This is a genomic window from Hymenobacter defluvii (assembly GCF_017589435.1).
Lineage (GTDB): Bacteria > Bacteroidota > Bacteroidia > Cytophagales > Hymenobacteraceae > Hymenobacter > Hymenobacter profundi.
This window is the reverse complement of record NZ_JAGETX010000003.1, coordinates 260,727-279,691: the sequence shown is the minus strand read 5'-3', so window position 1 is coordinate 279,691 and position 18,965 is coordinate 260,727. Positions and strand designations below refer to the sequence as shown.

Below are 18,965 nucleotides of genomic sequence, written 5' to 3'. Positions count from 1 at the left end.
TTGTGGTAGAGTGGGATAGGGCATGAAGGAGTAATACATCCATCGTGCAACGATGGGCGCGTGCAACGCACCCCTACCCACAAAATCCGTGAAATCCGCAATAATTCGAGCGAATCCGTGGTCTTAGACGTTGAAGCGGAAGTGCATGATGTCGCCGTCCTGCACCACGTATTCCTTGCCTTCTACAGCCATTTTGCCGGCTTCTTTGATCTTGGCTTCTGAGCGATAGTGCTCGTAGTCAGCTAGTTTAATTACCTCGGCACGGATAAAGCCTTTCTCGAAATCAGAGTGGATGACGCCAGCGGCGGCGGGGGCTTTGTCGCCGCGGTGCACGGTCCAGGCGCGTACTTCCTGCACGCCGGCGGTGAAGTAGGTTATCAGGTTCAGCAGCTCATAGCTGGCGCGAATCAAGCGGTTCAAGCCCGACTCGGTGAGGCCGTACTCGCCCAGGAACATTTCCTTTTCCTCGGCATCCTCCATCTCCGCAATCTGCGATTCGATAGCTGCCGACACCACTACTACCTGCGCATTTTCGTTTTTAACATGGTCACGAAGCGCGTCTACGTAGGCGTTGCCGTTGTTCTGAATGCTCCCTTCATCCACGTTGGCCACGTAGATAACCGGCTTGATCGTCAGCAGTTGCAGGTCTTCTACAGCTTCCAACTCTTCCTCATTAGCGCCCAGCGAGCGGGCATTGTTACCGGCTTCGAGGTGGTCTTTGAAGCGTTGCAGGGACGCTACTTCCTTCTTCGCCTTAGCGTCGCCGCTCTTGGCCGAGCGCTCCGATTTGGCCAGCTTCTTATCGATGCTTTCCAAGTCCTTGAGCTGCAACTCGGTGTCAATCACGTCTTTGTCGAACACTGGATCAACGCCGCCGGCTACGTGCACAATGTTGTCGTCGTCGAAGCAGCGCACCACGTGAATCACAGCGTCTACCTCGCGGATGTTGGCCAAGAATTTATTGCCCAGACCTTCGCCCTTGCTGGCGCCCTTCACGAGGCCGGCAATGTCCACAAACTCCACGATGGTAGGCACCACGCGCTGGGGCTTCACGATTTCCTCCAGCACCTGTAGGCGCGGGTCGGGCACGGTAATCACGCCCACGTTGGGCTCGATGGTGCAGAAAGGATAGTTGGCCGATTCGGCCTTGGCATTCGATAACGCGTTGAACAGCGTGGACTTACCCACGTTCGGCAGACCGACGATTCCGCAGCGGAGACCCATACGGTGAAATTGTGAAGTTGTGAGATGGTGAATCGACGTTTCTAAACCATGTCAATTCGGGGGCAAAGGTAAGGGTTTTGTAGGGGCGCGTTGCACGTGCCCTTCGTTGTTTATCCAGAGGGGGTAGGGTAGGGCGGCGCAGGTGGCACGCGCTACCAATGAAAAACGGCGCGCATCAGCCTGAGCTGACGTGCGCCGTTTTGAATAAATCGAGTAGCAAAAAGGGATAGTACAATCTGTTTCGCTAGGCCGATGGGTTAGTAGGTGTCGGTGCTATTATTGTACGAATCGTTGTCGTAAGCAGGACGGGGGCGGTCCAGCTCGGCTACTTCTTCGGGCGAAAGCAGTTCTTCGCGCACATAATCAACGGCGTCTTGCAAAGCATCTACAAACTTGGCAAAATCTTCTTTGTAGAGGAAGATTTTGTGTTTTTCGTAGGAAAAGGTGTCATCATCCCGGAGACGACGTTTGCTTTCTGTAATAGTGAGGTAGTAATCCTGGCCGCGGGTAGCCTTCACGTCGAAGAAGTACGTGCGCTTGCCGGCTTTAATGCGTTGGGAGTAAATTTCTTCTTGATCGTGACGGTCTTCCACAGAATCTTCAGTAAGAGTGAATTATTCTAAAATGAACTTTTTGTAGGCTCAAAGTAAATCAGATACAGCGAATATAAAAATACGAAGGAGGGCTTTTTTTATTGAAAAAAGTACCATTTTGGGAAAATAGCTAAGCCCGACCGTTATTAGGTAAGTTGCGCGGGCACTGTTTCCGCTATTTTTACCGTTCGTATCGTTTCGGATGCCGCTGGGCGCCGCTCATTTTTTAGCTCATATACCGATGGCGCTCGATTTAGCCGCAGTTCGTTCCTTCGAAAATCTGGAGTTTCTGGCCCGACAGTTGGTTGAAGGATTCATCACGGGCTTGCACCAGTCGCCCTACCATGGGTTTTCGGTGGAGTTTTCGGAGCACCGCCTCTACAATCCCGGCGAAAGCACCCGTCACATTGATTGGAAAGTGCTAGCCCGCACCGATAAGCTGTTTGTGAAGCGCTACGAGGAAGAAACCAACCTGCGCTGCCACCTGCTGCTCGACGTGTCGCCGTCGATGTACTACCCTGCGCCTACCCACGACAAGCTGTGCTTTAGCATCCTGTGCGCGGCGGCTCTCATCACGCTCCTGCAAAAGCAGCGCGATGCGGTGGGCCTTGTCACCTTTGCCGAGCAGATTGAGTTGCAAACGCCGGTGCGCTCCACCAGCACGCACCGCCACACGCTGCTGCTCACCTTGCAACAACTCCTGGAGCGCCCCGCCGCCCCGCGCCGCCCCACCGATGTGGCGGGCGTGATTCACCGCATTGCCCAGCAGATTCCTAAACGCTCGCTGGTGGTACTTTTCTCCGATATGCTGGGACGGGCGCCCGAGGAGCAAACGGCGGCCCTGGCGGCGTTGCAGCACCTGCGCCATCAGCAGCACGAGGTGTTGCTGTTCCACGTAATGGACCGCGCCACTGAGTCGGACTTCGATTTCGCGGAGCGGCCCTACCTGTTTGAGGATATCGAAACCGGCGAAACCATCAAGCTGCAACCCGCCCAGGTGCGCGACCAATACCGCGCCGCCATGCGCGACTACGAGCAGGAACTGGCCCTACGGTGCGGCCAGTACAAGATTGATTTCGTGCCGGTTGACATTCGGGAGCCGTTCGATAAGGTGCTTTACGCTTATATGGTGAAGCGGGGGAAGGCGAAGTAAAAGGTGAAGTTGTGAATAGGAAGTAGCAAAGGCGCCTGTCATCCTGAGTGCAGCGAAGGACCTTCTGCCGGTTGAACGGCCATTATAACAACGACTCGTTCTGGCGTGATAAGGTCCTTCGCTGCACTCAGGATGACAGGCGCCTTTGCTACTTCCTATTCACAACTTCCCAAACTCACAACTTCACCATTAGTCCAAGCTCCGCCACAAATACTTGCATGCCACTGACCGATACGGCCGCCAGGTTTCGGCAATTTCCGTCATGCGGCGGAGTAGGGCGCGGCCGGTTTCTTCCAGGCCGTAGTGCTTACGCATAGCGTTCTGCACGCCCAGGTCTCCTTCCGAAAACACGTCGGGTTGGTCGAGGGCGAACATCTGAATCATTTGGGCAGTCCAACGGCCTACCCCTCGTATCTGGGTGAGGTGCTTGGTGAAGTCTTCCTCTGAAAGCTGGCTGAGGTGAGCGTGGTCGAGTTGGTCGCGGAGGGCAAACTCCGCAATGGCGCGCAGGTAGCCGGCTTTCTGGTAGGAAAGGCCGGCGGCGCGCAATTCTTCGTCCGGCATGGCCACTAATAATGAGGGCTCGGGGTAGCCATCGGGTAGGAACAGGCCCTCTACCTTGCGCCAGATAGCCGCTGCTGCCTTAGTCGAAATTTGCTGGCTGACGATGGCGCGCAGCAAGGCTAAGTAGATGTCCTCGTGGGCGCTGGGCTGCACGGGCGGCACCTGCGCGATGATGCGCGCCAAAACCGGATCGGCGGCCGAGAGGTAGGCGCGTGCTTCGGCGTAGGGCTGGGCGTCGTCAGGCAATGTCATCGGCTTGGGTAGGGATGGTGATGGTGTCGAGTAGGTCGCCGGTGGGGGAGAGGCGAATGGCTGTAAGTCCCCGCCCATCGTAGGCACCCGTATCGAGGTAAAAGACGTTGGCGGCCTCATCGAAAATAGGTGTGCCATCGGGGGTAGGCGTGTGGCCTACCACTTGCCGCCGCCCAATGTTGTGCAAAGGGCCACGGCGCCACAGAATTCCATCGGGGTTGTTTTCATCGAGTGGCTGCGCTGTGTCGGCCAGGCCGGCGTGGCTGATGAACAGGTGCTTGTTCTCCCAGTAGAGCGGCAACTGGCTCAGCCACGCAGCGTGGTGGCGTAGCGTAGCAGGCGAGTGCATCTGATACTGAAACAAGGTGCCGCGTCCACCCCATTGCAACCAGGGAGGGTAGGGGCCATCGGGGCCGCAGTGCTGCCAGAGGCTGGCTTCGTGGTTGCCTTTCAGGAAGAAAGCGGTGTCGGGGTGGCGCTGGCGCAGGCTGATGGCCGAGGCGACGGTAGCGGGCGCGAAATTGCCGCGGTCCACTAAATCGCCTACCTGAATTAGCAGTTCCTTTGCTGGCTGCCAGTGCCGGAGCAGCTGCTGCCATGTGTAATAGCACCCATGCACATCCCCGACCACAAATAAATTCATACAACTATTATTTCTGTTGCCCGCGCTCAGGCAGGCAGTATGCATCAGCAGGTGTGTAGCCTGCAACGTTTTGGTTAGGTCCTACAAAATTAGTGCTGCAAAGGCTCGGTCTCGCTGGGAGCTACGCTCAGGCCCAGGCGCTTGACGAGCGGTCCGATGCTCAGGCCCTGCACAATGATGGAAAAGACCACCACCACGTACGTGACGGCTACCAGCAGCTCCCGGGCTTCACCGTCGGGCAACGACAGCGCCAGGGCCACAGAAATGCCGCCCCGCAGGCCGCCCCAAGTCAGCACTTTCACGGCGTGCTGAGGAAAGGACCGACGCAGGTTGAGCAGGCGTAGCGGAAGAGCCACGGCTATGAGGCGGGCCAACAACACAATAACGATGGTGCACAGGCCCACTAACAGATACACCGTTTCGAAGCGCAGCACCAAAATCTCGAAGCCAATCAACACAAACAGGATAGCATTAAGAATCTCGTCGAGCATTTCCCAGAACTTATCGACGTACTCACGGGTGGTATCCGACATGCCCAACTGCCGCCCTTGCTGCCCGATAATCAGGCCGGCCACCACTATGGCCAGCGGCCCCGAGGTGTGCAGCGCGGTAGCCAGCGCCGTGCCGCCTGTTACAAGGGCCAGCGTGATGAGCACCTCCACTTGGTAATTGTCGATGGAGCGGAGCATGCGGTAGCCTACGTAGCCCAGAACGGCGCCCAACACCAAGCCGCCCACGGCTTCCTGCAAAAATAACGTGCCGATGTTGTGGCCCTCGGGCGCTGCCTCGCCGGTGGTAGTAGCAAACTGAGCCAAGCTCACAAAGACCACTACTGCTACGCCATCATTAAATAAGGACTCGCCCACAATGCTGATTTCCAATTGCTTAGGAATGCGAGCTTCTTTCAGAATGCCTAAAACCGCAATGGGGTCGGTGGGAGAAATGAGCGAGCCGAACAGCAGGCACCACATAAAGGGTAGCGACAGGCCGAACTGCGGCAGCAGCCAGTAGAGCATAGAGCCCACCAAACACGTGGAAAGGAGCATGCCCACGGTGGCCATCGTGAAAACCGGTACACGCTGCTGGCCCAGCTTCTGCGCATCTACGTGAATAGCGCCAGCAAACAGTAGGAAGCTTAGCATCACCTGCATCAGAATGGTTTGAAAATCAATCTGCTTTATTGCATTGATGATGTTTGAAACATTGACTATTTCAAAACGCCCTAGCACCACCAGGCCAACGGATGATACCAGCGCCAGCACCATGAGACCGATAGTAGAAGGCAGGCGCAAAAATCGGTGGTTGACATACCCAAACAAGGCGGCGACTACCAGCAGCAGCGCCAGAACGTTGTATAAGCTTAAATACATAAAGTGTGGACTATACAAGTGAAGCGCACCCCAGCTCACCAAGGGCAGGAACTGACGCAGGTAGTCTTGCTACGAAAAAACTAGCTGGGCAGACTAACAGCAACATCAGTTAGCGCCTCCGCTACCCGTTGCACCATGGCATCGTCTACGTCCAGATGTGTAACAAAACGAATCATCTGCGGCCCAAACGAGGAGGCGCGAATACCCTGCTGCTCCAGGTGCTGGAGAAAGGTGTCGGCGGGCATTTCTGGCTTTAGTTTGAAGATAACCAGGTTGGTATCGGGCGGCAGCACGAACTCCACGTAGGACTGAGCAGCCAGCGCCTCGCCCAACTGGCGGGCCCGGCGGTGGTCGTCAGCTAGGCGTTCTACGTTGTGCTCCAAGGCATAGAGGCCCGCGGCAGCCAAAAAGCCAGCCTGCCGCATGCCGCCGCCCATGGCCTTGCGAATGCGCCGGCACTTATGAATGAAACTCTTGCTACCTAGCAACACCGAGCCAACCGGCGTACCTAAGCCTTTGGAAAGGCACACCGAAATGGAATCGAAATACTTGCCGTAGTCCTCGGCGCGCTGGCCGGTGGCTACTAAGGCATTAAAAATACGGGCGCCATCGAGGTGGAGGGATAGGTTGTGACGCTGGGCTACGTCGGCAATGGCGGCAATTTCATCCATAGCGTAGCAACTGCCGCCGCCGCGGTTGTGGGTGTTTTCCAGGCAGATCAGGCGCGTGTCGGGGTAATGCACGTTGTCGAGGGGGCGGATGGCGGCCTCTACTTGCGCGGCCGTGAGGCGGCCCCGGTCGCCGGGCAACAGCGCCACCGAGGCCCCCGAGTGAAACGCAATGCCGCCTACCTCCCATAGGTATACGTGGGCCGTTTGCTCACAGATAACTTCTGATAAAGGCTCGGTGTGGGCCTTAATGGCAATCTGGTTGGTCATGGTGCCGGAGGGGCAGAACAGGCCGGCTTCCAGCCCAAAACGAGCAGCGGCTTGCTCTTCCAGGGCCCGCACGGTGGGGTCTTCGCCGTACACATCGTCGCCGACTTGCGCCTGAAACATGGCTTCCAGCATGGCGGGGGTAGGGCGGGTAACGGTATCGGAGCGGAGGTCGATGGTTGGCAAGGACATAAAGAAGAGGGCTAAAGGTTTTCGAAGTCAAAAATAAGACTTACTTTTGCCCCTCATTCAAAAAATGACATTCAACCGACCCGGATATGACTGCTACCCGTCTAAAGCGGAAACACCGCAAGAACATTGCCCGCGCTAACAACAAGCAGCGCGTGATCAAGCAACTGCTCGCTACCCCCGTTCTGAAGAACGTGGATACGGAGGAGCTGAAAGCCCGTTTCAACGGTGGCACGGCCCCTGCCGCTACCTCGGAGACGACCACTTCGCCCAACATCGCTAAAGTAAACCAAACCGGCACCGAAGGCTTCGACGAAGCGGAGGCTGTGGTAAAAGAGGTGAACAGCGACGGCCAGGAAGGCGAAAAGCCCAAGCCCGAAATCGCGCTGTAAGTAAGTCGCCACCGGCGTCGGTTGGCTTTTGCTTTATAAAATCAAAAACGCCTTTCTGCTTTGGCAGAAAGGCGTTTTTGATTTTGGGGGAGTGAGAGGGTAGGAGGCGTGGGGGTGTGAAGTGTGTCATCCTGAGCACAGCGAAGGACCTTCTCACGGCAGAACGAGTTGTTGATACGTCTGTCGTTCTGCCGTGAGAAGGTCCTTCGCTACGCTCAGGATGACAGATGCTTTTCCACCTCACTTTTCTACCCTCCTACCTTCCTTTGCCCACACCCTCCTACCCCCGCTCGGTGCGCGGTCCCAGCTCAATGGCTTGCAGCTGCTCTACCTTGCCCCGGTTGACTTGAAAGCGTAGCATGGTGCGTACGGTATGAAAACCGTGGCGGCCAGCCGCGCCGGGGTTCAGGTGCAGCAGATGATTGCGCTTATCGGGCATCACTTTGAGAATATGCGAGTGGCCGCTGATAAACAGGCCGGGCTTGTACTCGGCAATAAGCGGCTTGGCGGCGGGGGTGTAGCGGCCGGGGTAGCCGCCAATGTGGGTCATAAGCACGCGCAGCCCTTCGATTTCAAAGGCCTGTACCAGTGGCTCGGTGGCGCGCACGTCCTGGCCGTCGATGTTGCCGTAGACGCCGCGCAGGGGGGCTATGGCCTCCAGCGTATCGGCCACGGCTACGTTGCCGAAGTCGCCGGCGTGCCAGATTTCGTCGCAGGTGCTGAGGTGGTGCAGGATACGCTCGTCGAGGTAGCCGTGGGTGTCGGAAAGCAGGCCAATGGATTTCACAGAGTAGGAGGTAGGGTAGGAAGGGCTAACCCGCGCCGGTGGCTACAGGTTTCGGAAAGCCAGAAGCAACGCGGACGGCCAGTGCGGCCACAACAGAACAAGACGCAAGGTAACTACCTCGGCTGTTCCCCGTATCTTGCCCCACGCGGGTATTTCCGTTTGCCGATAATTATGCTGTGTTTTGCAGCTGCACTTCGGTCTATTTTTGCTTTCTTGCCCTCCCAGAAGACAACTCCGCGATGAACGTTTTCATCAATGATATCCCGCTGATTATTAAGAAGAACAGCGAGAAAATATACAAGCACCGCTACGACCTGATCCTGAATCCGGAAGACGAATTTTCGTCCAAAGATTTGGTGGGCGATGTGCTGGTGCGCGACGTGACGGACGTGTTCATCGACCGACTGCTGCGCATGATGGAGGTGAAAAAGCTGAAAAAGCTAACCTCTCTTACGCTGCTGGCCCGCAAGAAAAAACGGCTGATTCTGCACCTGAAAGACCAGTTCCGTATCGTGAAAGCTGCCGGCGGCCTCGTAACAAGGGATGGCATGGTGCTAATGATTTCGCGCTTCAACAAGTGGGATTTGCCCAAGGGCAAGCTCAAAAAAGAAGAAGACCCCGGCATTGGGGCCCTGCGCGAGGTAGAGGAGGAGTGCAACATCAAGGTGTCGTTGGGCGAAAAACTGCCCAGCACCTGGCATTCCTACGCCTACAACGGCAACAAAATCCTGAAGAAAACCAACTGGTACACCATGCAGTGCCTCGACGACTCCCTGATGAAGCCCCAGGCCGAGGAGTACATCGAGGAAGTGCGCTGGATGACGCCCCAAGAGGCCCTAAGCGTGCTCGACGACTCCTACGCGTCTATCGCGCTGGTCGTGCGCCACTTCCTAAGCGAAACAGCTGGCGAGTCGACAGTGGGCAGTTAAGTAAAAGGTAAAAATTGACAAGCGCCTGTCTTTTTCTGTCATCCTGAGCTTGCGAAGGACCTTATGCCAAGGTGAACGAGTCGTTGTTACGCTTGTCTTTCTCACGTGATAAGATCCTTCGCAAGCTCAGGATGACAGAAAAAGACAGGCACTTGTCAATTCTTCCCTCTTAATTCCTAACTAACTGCTGGTAGCGTAAACGGCACGAAATCATCCACATTGCCGCCAAAACGGTGAATCTCGCGGATAATGGTGCTGCTGATGGCTGCGAGAGCCGGGGAAGTAATCAGAAAGACGGTTTCCAGCTCCGGGTTGACGTGGCGGTTGGCTTGGGCAATGGTGTTTTCGTACTCGAAATCGGTGGTGTTGCGCAGGCCGCGCAGCAGGTAGCGGGCTCCTACCTCGCGGGCGAAGTCGGCAGTGAGGCCTTTGTAAGCCTGCACGCGCACCCGCGGCTCATCCCGAAATACCTCGGCAATCATCTCCAGCATCTGCTCCACGGGCAGGTAGCGGGTTTTACTGCTGTTGTTGCCCAGGGCAATAATCACCTCATCAAACAACTGCGTGCCCCGCCGCACCACATCAAGGTGGCCATTCGTGAACGGGTCGAAGGAACCAGGAAACAGCGCAATACGAGCCATGAGGTGGAGAGTAGTGAAATTGTGGGTAGTTGAGTGAGAAACTACAAAAACCGTCTGTCATCCTGAGCACAGCGAAAGACCTTCTCACGCGTGAACGATGCCCGTAACAACGACTCGTTCAAATGATATAAGGTCCTTCGCAAGCTCAGGATGACACGCGTTTTCCGACCGTACTCTGCCCTATTCGCACAAGTGCAGCGCGTATAGGTCGAAGTAGCGGTACTCGGTGAGGTCGTTGAGGCGGTAGCTGTAGCGCAGGTCGAACGGCCGGTTGCCGAAGCGCAGGTGACGAATGTACTTCCGCAGGACGGAAAACAGCTCCGAGTCGTGCAGCAGGTCGCCCCACACAATCACGGGGTCCTGGTCGGGGTTGAGCTGCAACTCCTGCATCACCAGGATAGTGTAGTAAATCAGGTCTTCGGGGGTAGTGAAAGCGAAGACGTTGCACAGCTCGGGGCGCTTGCTGCGCATCACCAATACGGTTAGCTCCTGGTGGCCAATATTGAGGTAGACGCGGCGCGGCGCGGCGGCCTCGCTCTGGTGCAACACGCCTTCGAGCAGGGCGCTGGTCTGGTGCAGCAGCCGACCAGTAGGGTAGGCGTGCCGAAACCAGTCAGCCAGCGGGCGGTCGGCGGCAAATACGCTCACGATGTCCAGGCCGGTGTGGCGGTAGGCGCAGGGCGTTTCGGTGGGGGCGCAAGCGTGGTGCAGCTGCAAATAGGTGGCCTCGTCGCCGGGGGCAAACAGGGGAGCGGGCAGCAACGTGAAGGCGCGGTTGTGCACGGCTAGGCGCACCTTGTTCCAGCCCGAGAGCGACAGCAAATCGTGCTGGGCGGCCAGTGCCTGCAACTGCGCTGCGGCGGGTAAGCCCGGCTGGGTGGCATAGTCTTCCAGGGCCACAAACTTGTTGCGCTGCACGTCGGCTATGCCCACACGCACGCCGGCCGCACCCACCGTGAGGTAGAGGTTGTAGGCGGCTAAGCGGCTGGCATCCAGCGTTTCGTCGCGCAGGTGGGCCAAAACGGTAGGGGCAGCAGAAGTGGTAGGGACAAGCGTAGCAGACACAAGCAGAAGCGGGTTGAGCCGCTAAAGGTAACATTTATCGAGCGGCTGTGCTAGGGCTGCGCGCTACGGGGCAGGACGCAGGCTAGGGGGCAAACCGCAACTGCGGGATGAAAATATCATCGGGGCTGATGATCTGGCGCAGTACCGGGTGCACCTGCTGCATGGGTAGGGCAATGAGCTGGCGGGGCGTTAGGAAGGTCAGTTCCGTCAGGATTTGGGCGTCGGCGGCGTGCTCGGGGTCGGTGCCCAACTGGGGTAGGGCAGCAGGGTCGGCGGGCGTTACCTCAAAAAACATTTCCAGGGCTTGCAGCGTGTCGGTCTTGAACTCGTGCAGGTGCAGAAAACGGCCCACGTTCACCGTCAGGCCGGTTTCTTCCCGAAACTCCCGCCGCAGGCACTCGTGCAAACTTTCTCCAAACTGCCACCCGCCACCCGGCGGCGACCAAAATGGCGCGCCATCCGGCAGCAAACCCCGGTGGGCGGCCAGCAGCAACGCACCTTCGTGAATGAGCAAACCACAGGGCCGGACGCGCACCTGGTGGGCATACGCAGCGAGGAGGGAAGAATCTTGAGTAGGCGTATCAGGCATCGAAAACAAATAGGCGACGGGTAGCCTATACGGCAGTAAGCCGAAAAGGTGCGGCTCACATAGCAGGTGCCACTACCTTTGTCCCATGCCTGACCTCCCTACCCCCACTCACGAAGAGTCCCTTGAAGCCCGCATCCGTCGCAAGCTGGTGCGCCAGAATTTTATGCATCTCATCGGTGCCGACCTCACCCGCATCGAGCCGGGTAGGGTAGAGGCCGAGCTACTACTCGCGGAGAAGCACCAGCAGCACCGGGGCTTTGCGCACGGCGGCCTAGTGGCTACCATGGCCGACTTGGTGGCAGGCTTCGCGGCCGTCACGCTGGTGCCGGAGGGTACGGGTGTCGTCACGGCCGAAATCAAGGTTTCCTACCTGCATCCGGGGGTAGGGGCGAAGATGCGCGCTGTGGGCTGGGTGCTGAAAGCCGGCCGGCGCCTGCATTTCTGCGAGTCTGAGGTGTGGTGCGATGATAAGCTGGTTGCCAAAGCCACAGCCACGATGGCGGTGGTAGAGTAGAGATGAAAGTAGGTGGTTACACACAAGTAGCCGCTGTGTTCAACCAAGTGCCCGGCCACTTGCTATCTACCATGTCATTTACTGCTATTAAGCAGAGCTGTTTATCTGCTATTCGTTGATTATGAATATTCTATCTCTCTCCTTGCTCAGTGGCCTACTGCTGACCGCGCCTACCCTCTACGCTCAAACAACACTCCCAGCAGCCCAGTCGAAACCCGCCGAAATACCGTCCTTCAACAAGCCGGTGCGCCTGGTAGTAGCAACGGATGGCTCCGGCGACTATCGCACTGTGCAGGAAGCCGTTATGGCCGTGCGCGACTTTATGCAGGTAGAAGCCACCATCTTCATCAAGAATGGCATCTACAAAGAAAAGCTGCTGATTCCGTCCCAGAAAACGCACATCACGCTGCTGGGCGAAAGCAAAGAGGGCGTCGTCATCACCTACGGTGACTACTCAGGCGACGCCGAAAAGCACACCACCTACACGTCCTCCACGGTGCGGGTGCAGGGCAACGACTTTCGGGCCGAGAACATCACCTTCGAAAACTCGGCCGGTAGGGTAGGGCAGGCCGTGGCCCTGCACGTGGAGGGCGACCGGGCCACGTTTCGCCACTGCCGCCTGTTGGGCAACCAGGATACACTATTTTTGGCCATCGAGAACAGCCGCCAGTACTACCAGGGCTGCTACATCGAAGGCACTACCGACTTCATCTTCGGCGCTAGCACGGCCGTATTCGACCGTTGCACCATTTTCAGCAAGAGCAATTCCTACATCACGGCCGCTTCTACCACGCCCCGGCAGCGGTTTGGGCTGGTGTTTTTGAACTGCCAGCTCACGGCCGCACCCGAGGCCCAGAAGGTGTATTTAGGTAGGCCCTGGCGCCCACACGCCCGCACTGTGTTCCTGAACACGGACATGGGCAGCCACATCACCCCCGCCGGCTGGGACAACTGGCGCAACCCAGAAAACGAGCAAACAGCTTTCTACGCCGAGTATCAGTCACGCGGCCCCGGTGCCAACCCCAAAGGCCGGGTGGCGTGGAGCAAGCAGCTGACCAGCAAAGAAGCCAAGCAATACACGCTGAAAAACATTTTCGCGGGCACTGAACCATGGGTGCCTCAGAGCAAGTAAGTTCTCTGATTACAGGCAGATAAGTACTGTTGGGTAGGGATGCCCTACAGCCCAAAGGCCCGGCCCTGCTCCGGGAAAACAAACCGAAGGCGCAGCGAATTCGCGTCTTCGAGCTGCTGCCTGATTTGGGTGAGGTTATCGGCGCTGGGCTTGCTGTGGGTTACAACCACAGGCAGATTGCGCATAGCATCAGGCCCAGCGAGCCGGGCCAGCGCCAACAGCTCGTATTGAAGCCAACGGGGCGTGAGGTGACCGAACAATAGGTTATCGGGCTGGGCATTGGGGTAGGACACCTCCGCGAAAATACCCCGTAGCGTACCAGCCCGCATCAGCGGCGCTACCGCCTGCCACAGACTAGCCAGGCGGGTGCTGTGCTCCACCGCATCAGGGCCAGTGTCGCCGAGGTAGAGCAAGTAGCTATTGCCGTGACGGAGCAGGAAAGCCGCGCTTTCGTAGCCGGTGCCGTGGCTAAGCGGAAAAGTCTGTACCAGGAGTGCGGTGCCGGCCACGGCAGTTTCGGGCGTGCCGGGTAGTAGGGGCTGATAGTGGTATTTGCCTAACACGGGCGCCGTGCCGGCGTCGCCGAAGTTGGGCCAGCTCTTCCAGTTGAAGTAGTGCTGTTGCAGGGTAGCGAGGCAGCCAGGTAGGCCGTACAGGGTTTTGCTGGTGTCGTCGGGGGCGTTGAGCAGTAAGCCGGCTACGTGGTCGAGGTGGGCGTGGGAGAGTAGGTAGGCTTTGATCTGGCGGCGGATTACCTGATCGACAGTGCCGGAAAGTGTCCCTTGCGCCACGGCCTTCGCTACCCCAGCCCGGATGGTGCCAGCATCCAGACAGGCATACGCAGCAGAACCCGTAGGAGCCACCAAGTAGGCCGAGAGGTTGCTCTCATCCAACCCACCGCGCACGCCCAGCGGCACCACGCGAAATACGGGCTGTTGGGCCACTGCGTGGTAGCTCAGCAAAAAGACCAGAAGGCAGACAAGGAGCTTATGCATGTACCGCTAATCAAACAACAGAAATAGATAGACCAAGCTAAAGGTAGCAGGGGCGAAAGAACAAGACAGTTACGCCCGCTCTATCTTTACCCTTGCTACCCGACCCACACACCCGCATGATTCTCAACCAAGCCCGCTTCGACGAAGCCATCTGCCTGTTCAACGCTGCCAACAGCGAAGACCCTCACCAGGAAATCGTAGATGGCCAGCCCTACCCCAAGGAACTGCTCTACGGTCAGCGCATGAGCGCCTGCCTGCACGCGGTGGCCCCCAATGCCCCCGAGGCGGTGCAGCTGGCCGCCCGCTGCCAGCACATCCGCCGCTGGACCATCCCGCGCCAGGACTTCCCCATGGACCGCCCCGGCTACCACAAATGGCGCAACACACTCAAGAAATTCCACGCCCAGCTAGCCAGTGAAATCCTACAGCAAGTAGGCTACGACGCCGAAACCATCCAGCGGGTGCAGGCGCTCCTCCAAAAGCAGCAGCTGCACCTCGACCCCGAAATGCAGCTGCTGGAAGACGTGATATGCCTGGTGTTTTTGCAGTATTATTTTCTTGATTTCGCCGCTCAGCACCCCGAGGATAAAATCATCGATATTGTGCAGAAAACCTGGCGCAAAATGACGCCCGAAGGCCACCGGCTGGCTTTGCAGCTGCCCCTAGCGTCCGAAGCACAAGAGCTGATTGGTAAGGCGCTAAATGGGTAGTAAATAGCTCACATACGGCTTTCTACCGTACCGGCTTCGGAATCACGGGCAGGCTCTCGTGGCCTTGAGCATCCACGGAGGCTACTCCGAAAATATAGTTGTCTTTGCTCTGGGTGAGGTCGGCTTTTGTGTCGGTCACGAACACCTTTTGCTCCCACTTAGGTGAAGTGGTTTCGCGGATAAGCACGTAATAGCCAGCAGGTTTTGGACCGGCCGTAGGGGCATCCCACTTAAGCTGTGTGCGGTTGGTGAGTTGGGCCGTCAGTACCCCCACATTTTGGGGAGCAGCCGGGGCCAGGGCCAGTTCGGCCAGGGTAGCCAGGTTCACGCCGGTGTTCTTGCGCAGGTAGCCAAAATCCATAAACTTGGCGTGGTCGCCGTACTCCACACCGTTTTCGGTGCGCAAATCCTGGTGCTGGTGGCGGAAGTCCTCGTTCATCTCCGTGAAGCGCACCGCCGTGAAGCCTTGCTGGTTGAACGGCGTATGGTCACCGCCGCGCAGGAACCGGTCGGGGCGGTAGACCACCACCACGTCCAGACCATCCACGTAATCCTTGGCAGCTTGCTGGGCGTAGCGGGCCAGCTCGCGGGAGGGCGAGTCATTTTCCGACGACAGGGTGCGACGCACGCGGCCTTCGGCCTCGGTTTCGGTGGCGGGCACACCCTCGCTGAACACGCGCAGGTGCTTGGCATCATCCACCGAAGGGTCGTTTCCGTGCGAGCTGCCCACGATGTCGTTGTTAAGCATGGCCACCAGGTTCCAGCCTTCGGCCTTGGCGCGCTTAGCCAAGTGCGTCGAGCCGTAGAGGCCCTGTTCCTCGCCCTGCACCGCCACAAAAATGATGGTGGCGGGGTATTGCTGCTGCGACATCACGCGGGCCAACTCCATCACGGCCACCGTGCCCGAGCCGTCGTCGTTGGCGCCGGGCGCATCGGCGGTAGCGTTCATCACGTCCGATACCCGCGAGTCGATGTGCCCGCTCACGATGAAGATGCGCTTGTCATTGGGGTCGGTGCCGGGTAGGGTCGCCATTACGTTGGCCATTACCACGGGCTTGTCGATGCGGCGGCCGTCGGGCTTGACGGTAAACGTATCTTGCGTGACTACCAAGCGGTTGCCGCTGGTCTTGCTGTACTTCCGGAACTCGTCTTCCACCCAGTTGCGCGCCGCCCCAATGCCGCGCTTCTTGCTTTTGGTGTCGCTTAAAGTATGGCGTGTACCGAAACTCACGAGTTTATCAATATCGTCTTTTAGGCGCTTCTCCGAAATCTCATTCACCATCTTTTTGATGGTTGGGTCGGGGGTAGTAGAGGGCTTGTTTTGCGCCAACAAAGGCAGCGCGGGGAGAAGAAAAGCTGCGAATAGGGTAGAGCGAAGCGTCATGCGGAGGTTGATTTGGTTAAGGGCAAGCTACAGCTTGGTTGTTGGTTTGTAGAGGTTCGTACCACTAAAGAACGTCATTTCGACCGCAGGGAGAAATCTCGCATGCTGACCAGCAACGATTGGCTCATAGTAAAGACACCAAGGCGCTGGCCGCGTTGCCGCCAAAACCAGCGGCATTCACCAAAATGCGCCGGATAGGCTGCTCTGTTGCCGTGGCGAGGTAAGTGGAAAAGGGCGCCACCGGCCACTGCTGCGTCTCCAGCACCTGCAACGCAAAATCGAGGTTGAGGGCCGCCGAGGCGCCCAAGGTGTGGCCCACCAGCCACTTATTGGACAGCAAAAGCGGTTGCTTCTCGCCAAAAACTGCCCGTACGGCTGCTAGCTCGGCGGCATCGCCGGCCGGGGTGCCGGGGCTATGCAGTACCAGCGCGTCTACCTCCGAGGGTTTTCTACCGGCTTGTTGCAATGCCTGCTGCATGGCAGTCTGGAAATGCCGCCCATCGGGCGAAATACCCGTTTTGCTGCCGATAGCTTCAAAACCAAATCCTACACTTTCCAATCGAAATAGCGGCTGCTGCGGTGTCGTAGCTACTTCGGCTGCTGCGATATCAGCCGCTACTTTTTCCAGTGCAAATACGGCGGCGCCTTCGCCCAGCGTGAAGGTAGAAGGCCGCCCAGCGCCCGGCCGGCAGGGCCACGCGTCCGCCGCAAAGGGCGAATAAATACCGATGGCCTGCATCTGCGCTAGCGTAAACTCGGTGAGGGGAGCCTCGGCTCCGCCAGCCAAATAGCGTTCTGCCATGCCTGCCCGTAGCCAGGCCACCGCGTTGCCCAGCGCCTGAAACGCACTGCTGCACGTACTGGAATGACTTAGCACGGCCCCATCAGTACTACCCGCGTCGAAGGCTACCCAACTGGCCACGTTGCCCAATGTAGTAAGCGGAGACGCGGCTGCCGGCACGCTGCCCTCGCGCAAAAACTCCTCGTGGTAGTGCTCCAGGTGATGCGTGGCTCCACGGCTACTCCCGATGCTGACGGACAGGGAAGGTGGATTGCCTTGACCCCAGCCCCTCCCCTCCGGGAGAGGGGTGCCAGTCGTAAGATGTTGTTGAACGCACCCCTCTCCCGGAGGGGAGGGGCTGGGGGTGGGGTCACGCACTGTGTGCCACCTCGCTTCCGTCGCCGCTTGGCGTGCGGCCAGCATGGCCAGCAGTACAGTACGGTCGAGCTGGCGGTAGGCGGGGTGGGCGCGGCGCAGCTCCGCCAAGGCCGCTTCGGTGGCGTCAGGTAGAGCAGCCACAGGCAGGCCGTTGGGGTGGACGGAGAAGGGTGACTCCGAAGAAGCTGGAAAGGCCTGATCGCCCAGTGCCGACACCCTGCCCCGGCCGCGGATGATGATGTATTCGTCGGCGTTTCCCTTAGTCATGCAGGTACTCGGGCAGGGTAGGGGCGGGGGAGAAGTTCAGTACCAACTCGCGCATCTGGCGGAGCACCTGGTAGAGCAGGGCAAGCTCGGCGTCGGTGGTGCAGTAGGGCGGCAGCAGGTACACCACGTTGCCCAGCGGGCGCAGAATCACGTGGTTGTCGAGGGCCAATTGGTAGAACGCGTCGCGGAGGCGGCTGAAGTAGCTGGTGCCTTCGCCGGGGTCGTACTCTACAGCCAGCACCGTGCCCACATGCCGCACCGCCCGCACGCCGGGCTGGCCTTCTAGTTCTGCCTTGAATGCGGCGTGGGCGGCGGCAATGCGCTGGCGCTGCTGCGTGCAGGCGTCGGCGCGGGTCAGCTCCAGGCTGGCCAAAGCGGCGGCACAGGCCACCGGGTTGGCGGTGTAGGAATGTCCATGAAACAGCGCCTTCATCTTGTCGTCGCTCAGAAACGCCTCGTAGAGCGGCGCGGCGCAGGTAGTCAGGCCCATGGCCAGGGTGCCGCCGGTGAGGCCTTTCGAGAAGCACATGATATCGGGCTGCTCTTGCAGTTGACTGCTGGCAAACAGCGGCCCGGTGCGGCCAAAGCCGGTCATTACCTCATCGGCAATGCACAGCACGCCGTGCTGGTGGCAGCGGCGCATCAGCTCGTCTAGCACCTCGGCCGAGTAGGCCACCATGCCCGCCGTGCCCAGCAGCAGCGGCTCGAAGATGAACCCTGCCACCGCCGGCTGCTGCAGAGCGGCGTCCAGCTGCGCCAGCACCTCCGCCTCGCGGCCCGGTACCGGCACATCAATAAACTCCACCTCAAACAGCAACGGCCAGAACGGCTGCGTAAATGCCCCCCGGCTACTCACCGACATGGCCCCAAACGTGTCGCCGTGGTAGGAGTCGCGGAAGCAGAGGAAGCGCCGCCGCTCCGGCTGGCCTTGGTTGTGGAAGTATTGCAGTACCATTTTCAGGGCCACTTCCACGGCCGTCGAGCCGTTGTCGGAGTAGAACACGCGGGCCTGGTTGCTGGGTAGGATTTTCAGGAGCTGCTCGGCCAGCTCCACGGCCGCGGGGTGGGTGAAGCCGGCAAACAGCACGTGCTCCAGGGTACGAAGCTGCGCGCTCACGCGCTCGGCAATGTGGGGGTGGGCGTGGCCGTGCAAATTCACCCACCACGACGAGATGCCGTCGAGGTAGCGGGTGCCGTCGTCGGCCACCAGCCAGGCGCCCTCTCCGCTAACGATAGGCACCGCCAGCGGGGCAGTTTGCATTTGAGTGTAGGGGTGCCACAGCACGGCGTGGTCCCGTTGGGCAAGCGTAGACATACGGCAAAGGTAGCACCAAGCGCCGTAGGGGCGCGTCGCACGCGCCCGTCGTAAGGTGGTCCCGCGCTATTTAGATTGTTCTGACGGGGCGCTTCAGCCCCTCTCCGAAAAGGAGAGGGAGTACCAGACGACTATAATTAAGTTAGCTTCTTTCTCTTAGGCA

General features: G+C 58.7%; 20 protein-coding genes. 6 read left to right on the top strand and 14 right to left on the bottom strand.

The window, feature by feature from the left end:
- Positions 1-123: 123 nt before the first annotated feature.
- Entirely contained in the window at positions 124-1,224 is a 1,101-nt protein-coding gene (gene ychF, locus J4D97_RS08170; RefSeq protein ID WP_208307140.1) for a redox-regulated ATPase YchF, read from the bottom strand.
- A 257-nt stretch (positions 1,225-1,481) separates the two neighbouring features.
- The gene (locus J4D97_RS08165; protein WP_185280640.1) at positions 1,482-1,817 is read right to left on the bottom strand and encodes a DUF3276 family protein; all 336 of its coding nucleotides are present in this window, start codon (positions 1,815-1,817) and stop codon (positions 1,482-1,484) included.
- Between the two features lie 235 nt (positions 1,818-2,052).
- On the opposite strand from J4D97_RS08165, the gene J4D97_RS08160 reads away from it, so the two are divergent.
- On the top strand, positions 2,053-2,970 hold the full coding sequence (locus J4D97_RS08160) for a DUF58 domain-containing protein (protein WP_208307240.1): 918 nt from the start codon (positions 2,053-2,055) through the stop codon (positions 2,968-2,970).
- Between the two features lie 189 nt (positions 2,971-3,159).
- Here the strand turns inward: J4D97_RS08160 and J4D97_RS08155 are convergent, their stop codons facing one another.
- The 4 genes from J4D97_RS08155 to ltaE form a co-directional block, all read right to left on the bottom strand.
- Complete coding sequence (locus tag J4D97_RS08155) at positions 3,160-3,786, bottom strand: DNA-3-methyladenine glycosylase family protein (RefSeq protein ID WP_208307139.1); 627 nt, start codon at positions 3,784-3,786, stop codon at positions 3,160-3,162.
- Positions 3,773-4,429, bottom strand: a complete 657-nt coding sequence (locus J4D97_RS08150) for a metallophosphoesterase (protein ID WP_185280637.1) — start codon at positions 4,427-4,429, stop codon at positions 3,773-3,775. Before J4D97_RS08150 ends, J4D97_RS08155 begins: the two co-directional genes overlap by 14 nt.
- An 89-nt stretch (positions 4,430-4,518) precedes the next feature.
- Entirely contained in the window at positions 4,519-5,799 is a 1,281-nt protein-coding gene (locus J4D97_RS08145) for a cation:proton antiporter (RefSeq protein WP_208307138.1), read from the bottom strand.
- 80 nt (positions 5,800-5,879) lie between these two features.
- Entirely contained in the window at positions 5,880-6,926 is a 1,047-nt protein-coding gene (gene ltaE / locus J4D97_RS08140) for a low-specificity L-threonine aldolase (RefSeq protein ID WP_208307137.1), read from the bottom strand.
- A gap of 86 nt (positions 6,927-7,012) precedes the next feature.
- Here ltaE and J4D97_RS08135 point away from each other — a divergent pair, with 86 nt between their 5' ends.
- Entirely contained in the window at positions 7,013-7,315 is a 303-nt protein-coding gene (locus J4D97_RS08135) for a hypothetical protein (RefSeq protein WP_187321083.1), read from the top strand.
- Between the two features lie 280 nt (positions 7,316-7,595).
- Here J4D97_RS08135 and J4D97_RS08130 read toward each other — a convergent pair whose 3' ends face one another.
- The gene (locus J4D97_RS08130) at positions 7,596-8,102 is read right to left on the bottom strand and encodes a metallophosphoesterase family protein (protein WP_208307136.1); all 507 of its coding nucleotides are present in this window, start codon (positions 8,100-8,102) and stop codon (positions 7,596-7,598) included.
- A gap of 239 nt (positions 8,103-8,341) precedes the next feature.
- Here J4D97_RS08130 and J4D97_RS08125 point away from each other — a divergent pair, with 239 nt between their 5' ends.
- On the top strand, positions 8,342-9,031 hold the full coding sequence (locus tag J4D97_RS08125; RefSeq protein WP_185280633.1) for an NUDIX hydrolase: 690 nt from the start codon (positions 8,342-8,344) through the stop codon (positions 9,029-9,031).
- Positions 9,032-9,207: 176 nt separating this feature from the next.
- Here the strand turns inward: J4D97_RS08125 and coaD are convergent, their stop codons facing one another.
- The 3 genes from coaD to J4D97_RS08110 form a co-directional block, all read right to left on the bottom strand.
- Positions 9,208-9,672 carry a pantetheine-phosphate adenylyltransferase gene (gene coaD / locus J4D97_RS08120; protein WP_185280632.1) on the bottom strand — a complete coding sequence of 155 codons (465 nt, stop codon included), beginning with the start codon at positions 9,670-9,672 and terminating at the stop codon, positions 9,208-9,210.
- 180 nt (positions 9,673-9,852) lie between these two features.
- Positions 9,853-10,737, bottom strand: coding sequence for a DUF3822 family protein (locus J4D97_RS08115; protein WP_208307135.1), 885 nt, complete (start codon positions 10,735-10,737; stop codon positions 9,853-9,855).
- Between the two features lie 82 nt (positions 10,738-10,819).
- Positions 10,820-11,326: an NUDIX domain-containing protein gene (locus J4D97_RS08110; protein ID WP_208307134.1), complete on the bottom strand. Its 507-nt coding sequence runs from the start codon at positions 11,324-11,326 to the stop codon at positions 10,820-10,822.
- Between the two features lie 85 nt (positions 11,327-11,411).
- On the opposite strand from J4D97_RS08110, the gene J4D97_RS08105 reads away from it, so the two are divergent.
- Both J4D97_RS08105 and J4D97_RS08100 read left to right on the top strand, forming a co-directional pair.
- Positions 11,412-11,840 carry a PaaI family thioesterase gene (locus tag J4D97_RS08105; protein ID WP_208307133.1) on the top strand — a complete coding sequence of 143 codons (429 nt, stop codon included), beginning with the start codon at positions 11,412-11,414 and terminating at the stop codon, positions 11,838-11,840.
- Between the two features lie 121 nt (positions 11,841-11,961).
- A complete protein-coding gene (locus J4D97_RS08100; RefSeq protein WP_208307132.1) occupies positions 11,962-12,972 on the top strand; it encodes a pectinesterase family protein in 1,011 nt (336 codons plus the stop codon).
- A gap of 44 nt (positions 12,973-13,016) precedes the next feature.
- On the opposite strand, the gene J4D97_RS08095 is transcribed toward J4D97_RS08100, so the two are convergent.
- Entirely contained in the window at positions 13,017-13,967 is a 951-nt protein-coding gene (locus J4D97_RS08095) for an MBL fold metallo-hydrolase (RefSeq protein WP_208307131.1), read from the bottom strand.
- Positions 13,968-14,083: 116 nt separating this feature from the next.
- Here J4D97_RS08095 and J4D97_RS08090 point away from each other — a divergent pair, with 116 nt between their 5' ends.
- A complete protein-coding gene (locus J4D97_RS08090) occupies positions 14,084-14,677 on the top strand; it encodes a DUF4202 domain-containing protein (RefSeq protein WP_208307130.1) in 594 nt (197 codons plus the stop codon).
- A gap of 22 nt (positions 14,678-14,699) precedes the next feature.
- Here the strand turns inward: J4D97_RS08090 and J4D97_RS08085 are convergent, their stop codons facing one another.
- From J4D97_RS08085 to bioA, 3 genes are all read right to left on the bottom strand, one after another.
- Complete coding sequence (locus J4D97_RS08085; RefSeq protein WP_208307129.1) at positions 14,700-16,061, bottom strand: M20/M25/M40 family metallo-hydrolase; 1,362 nt, start codon at positions 16,059-16,061, stop codon at positions 14,700-14,702.
- A 124-nt stretch (positions 16,062-16,185) separates the two neighbouring features.
- On the bottom strand, positions 16,186-17,487 hold the full coding sequence (locus J4D97_RS08080) for a beta-ketoacyl synthase N-terminal-like domain-containing protein (RefSeq protein ID WP_208307128.1): 1,302 nt from the start codon (positions 17,485-17,487) through the stop codon (positions 16,186-16,188).
- Positions 17,480-18,802 carry an adenosylmethionine--8-amino-7-oxononanoate transaminase gene (bioA, locus tag J4D97_RS08075; protein ID WP_208307127.1) on the bottom strand — a complete coding sequence of 441 codons (1,323 nt, stop codon included), beginning with the start codon at positions 18,800-18,802 and terminating at the stop codon, positions 17,480-17,482. The genes J4D97_RS08080 and bioA overlap by 8 nt, the downstream gene beginning before the upstream one ends.
- Positions 18,803-18,965: the final 163 nt, after the last annotated feature.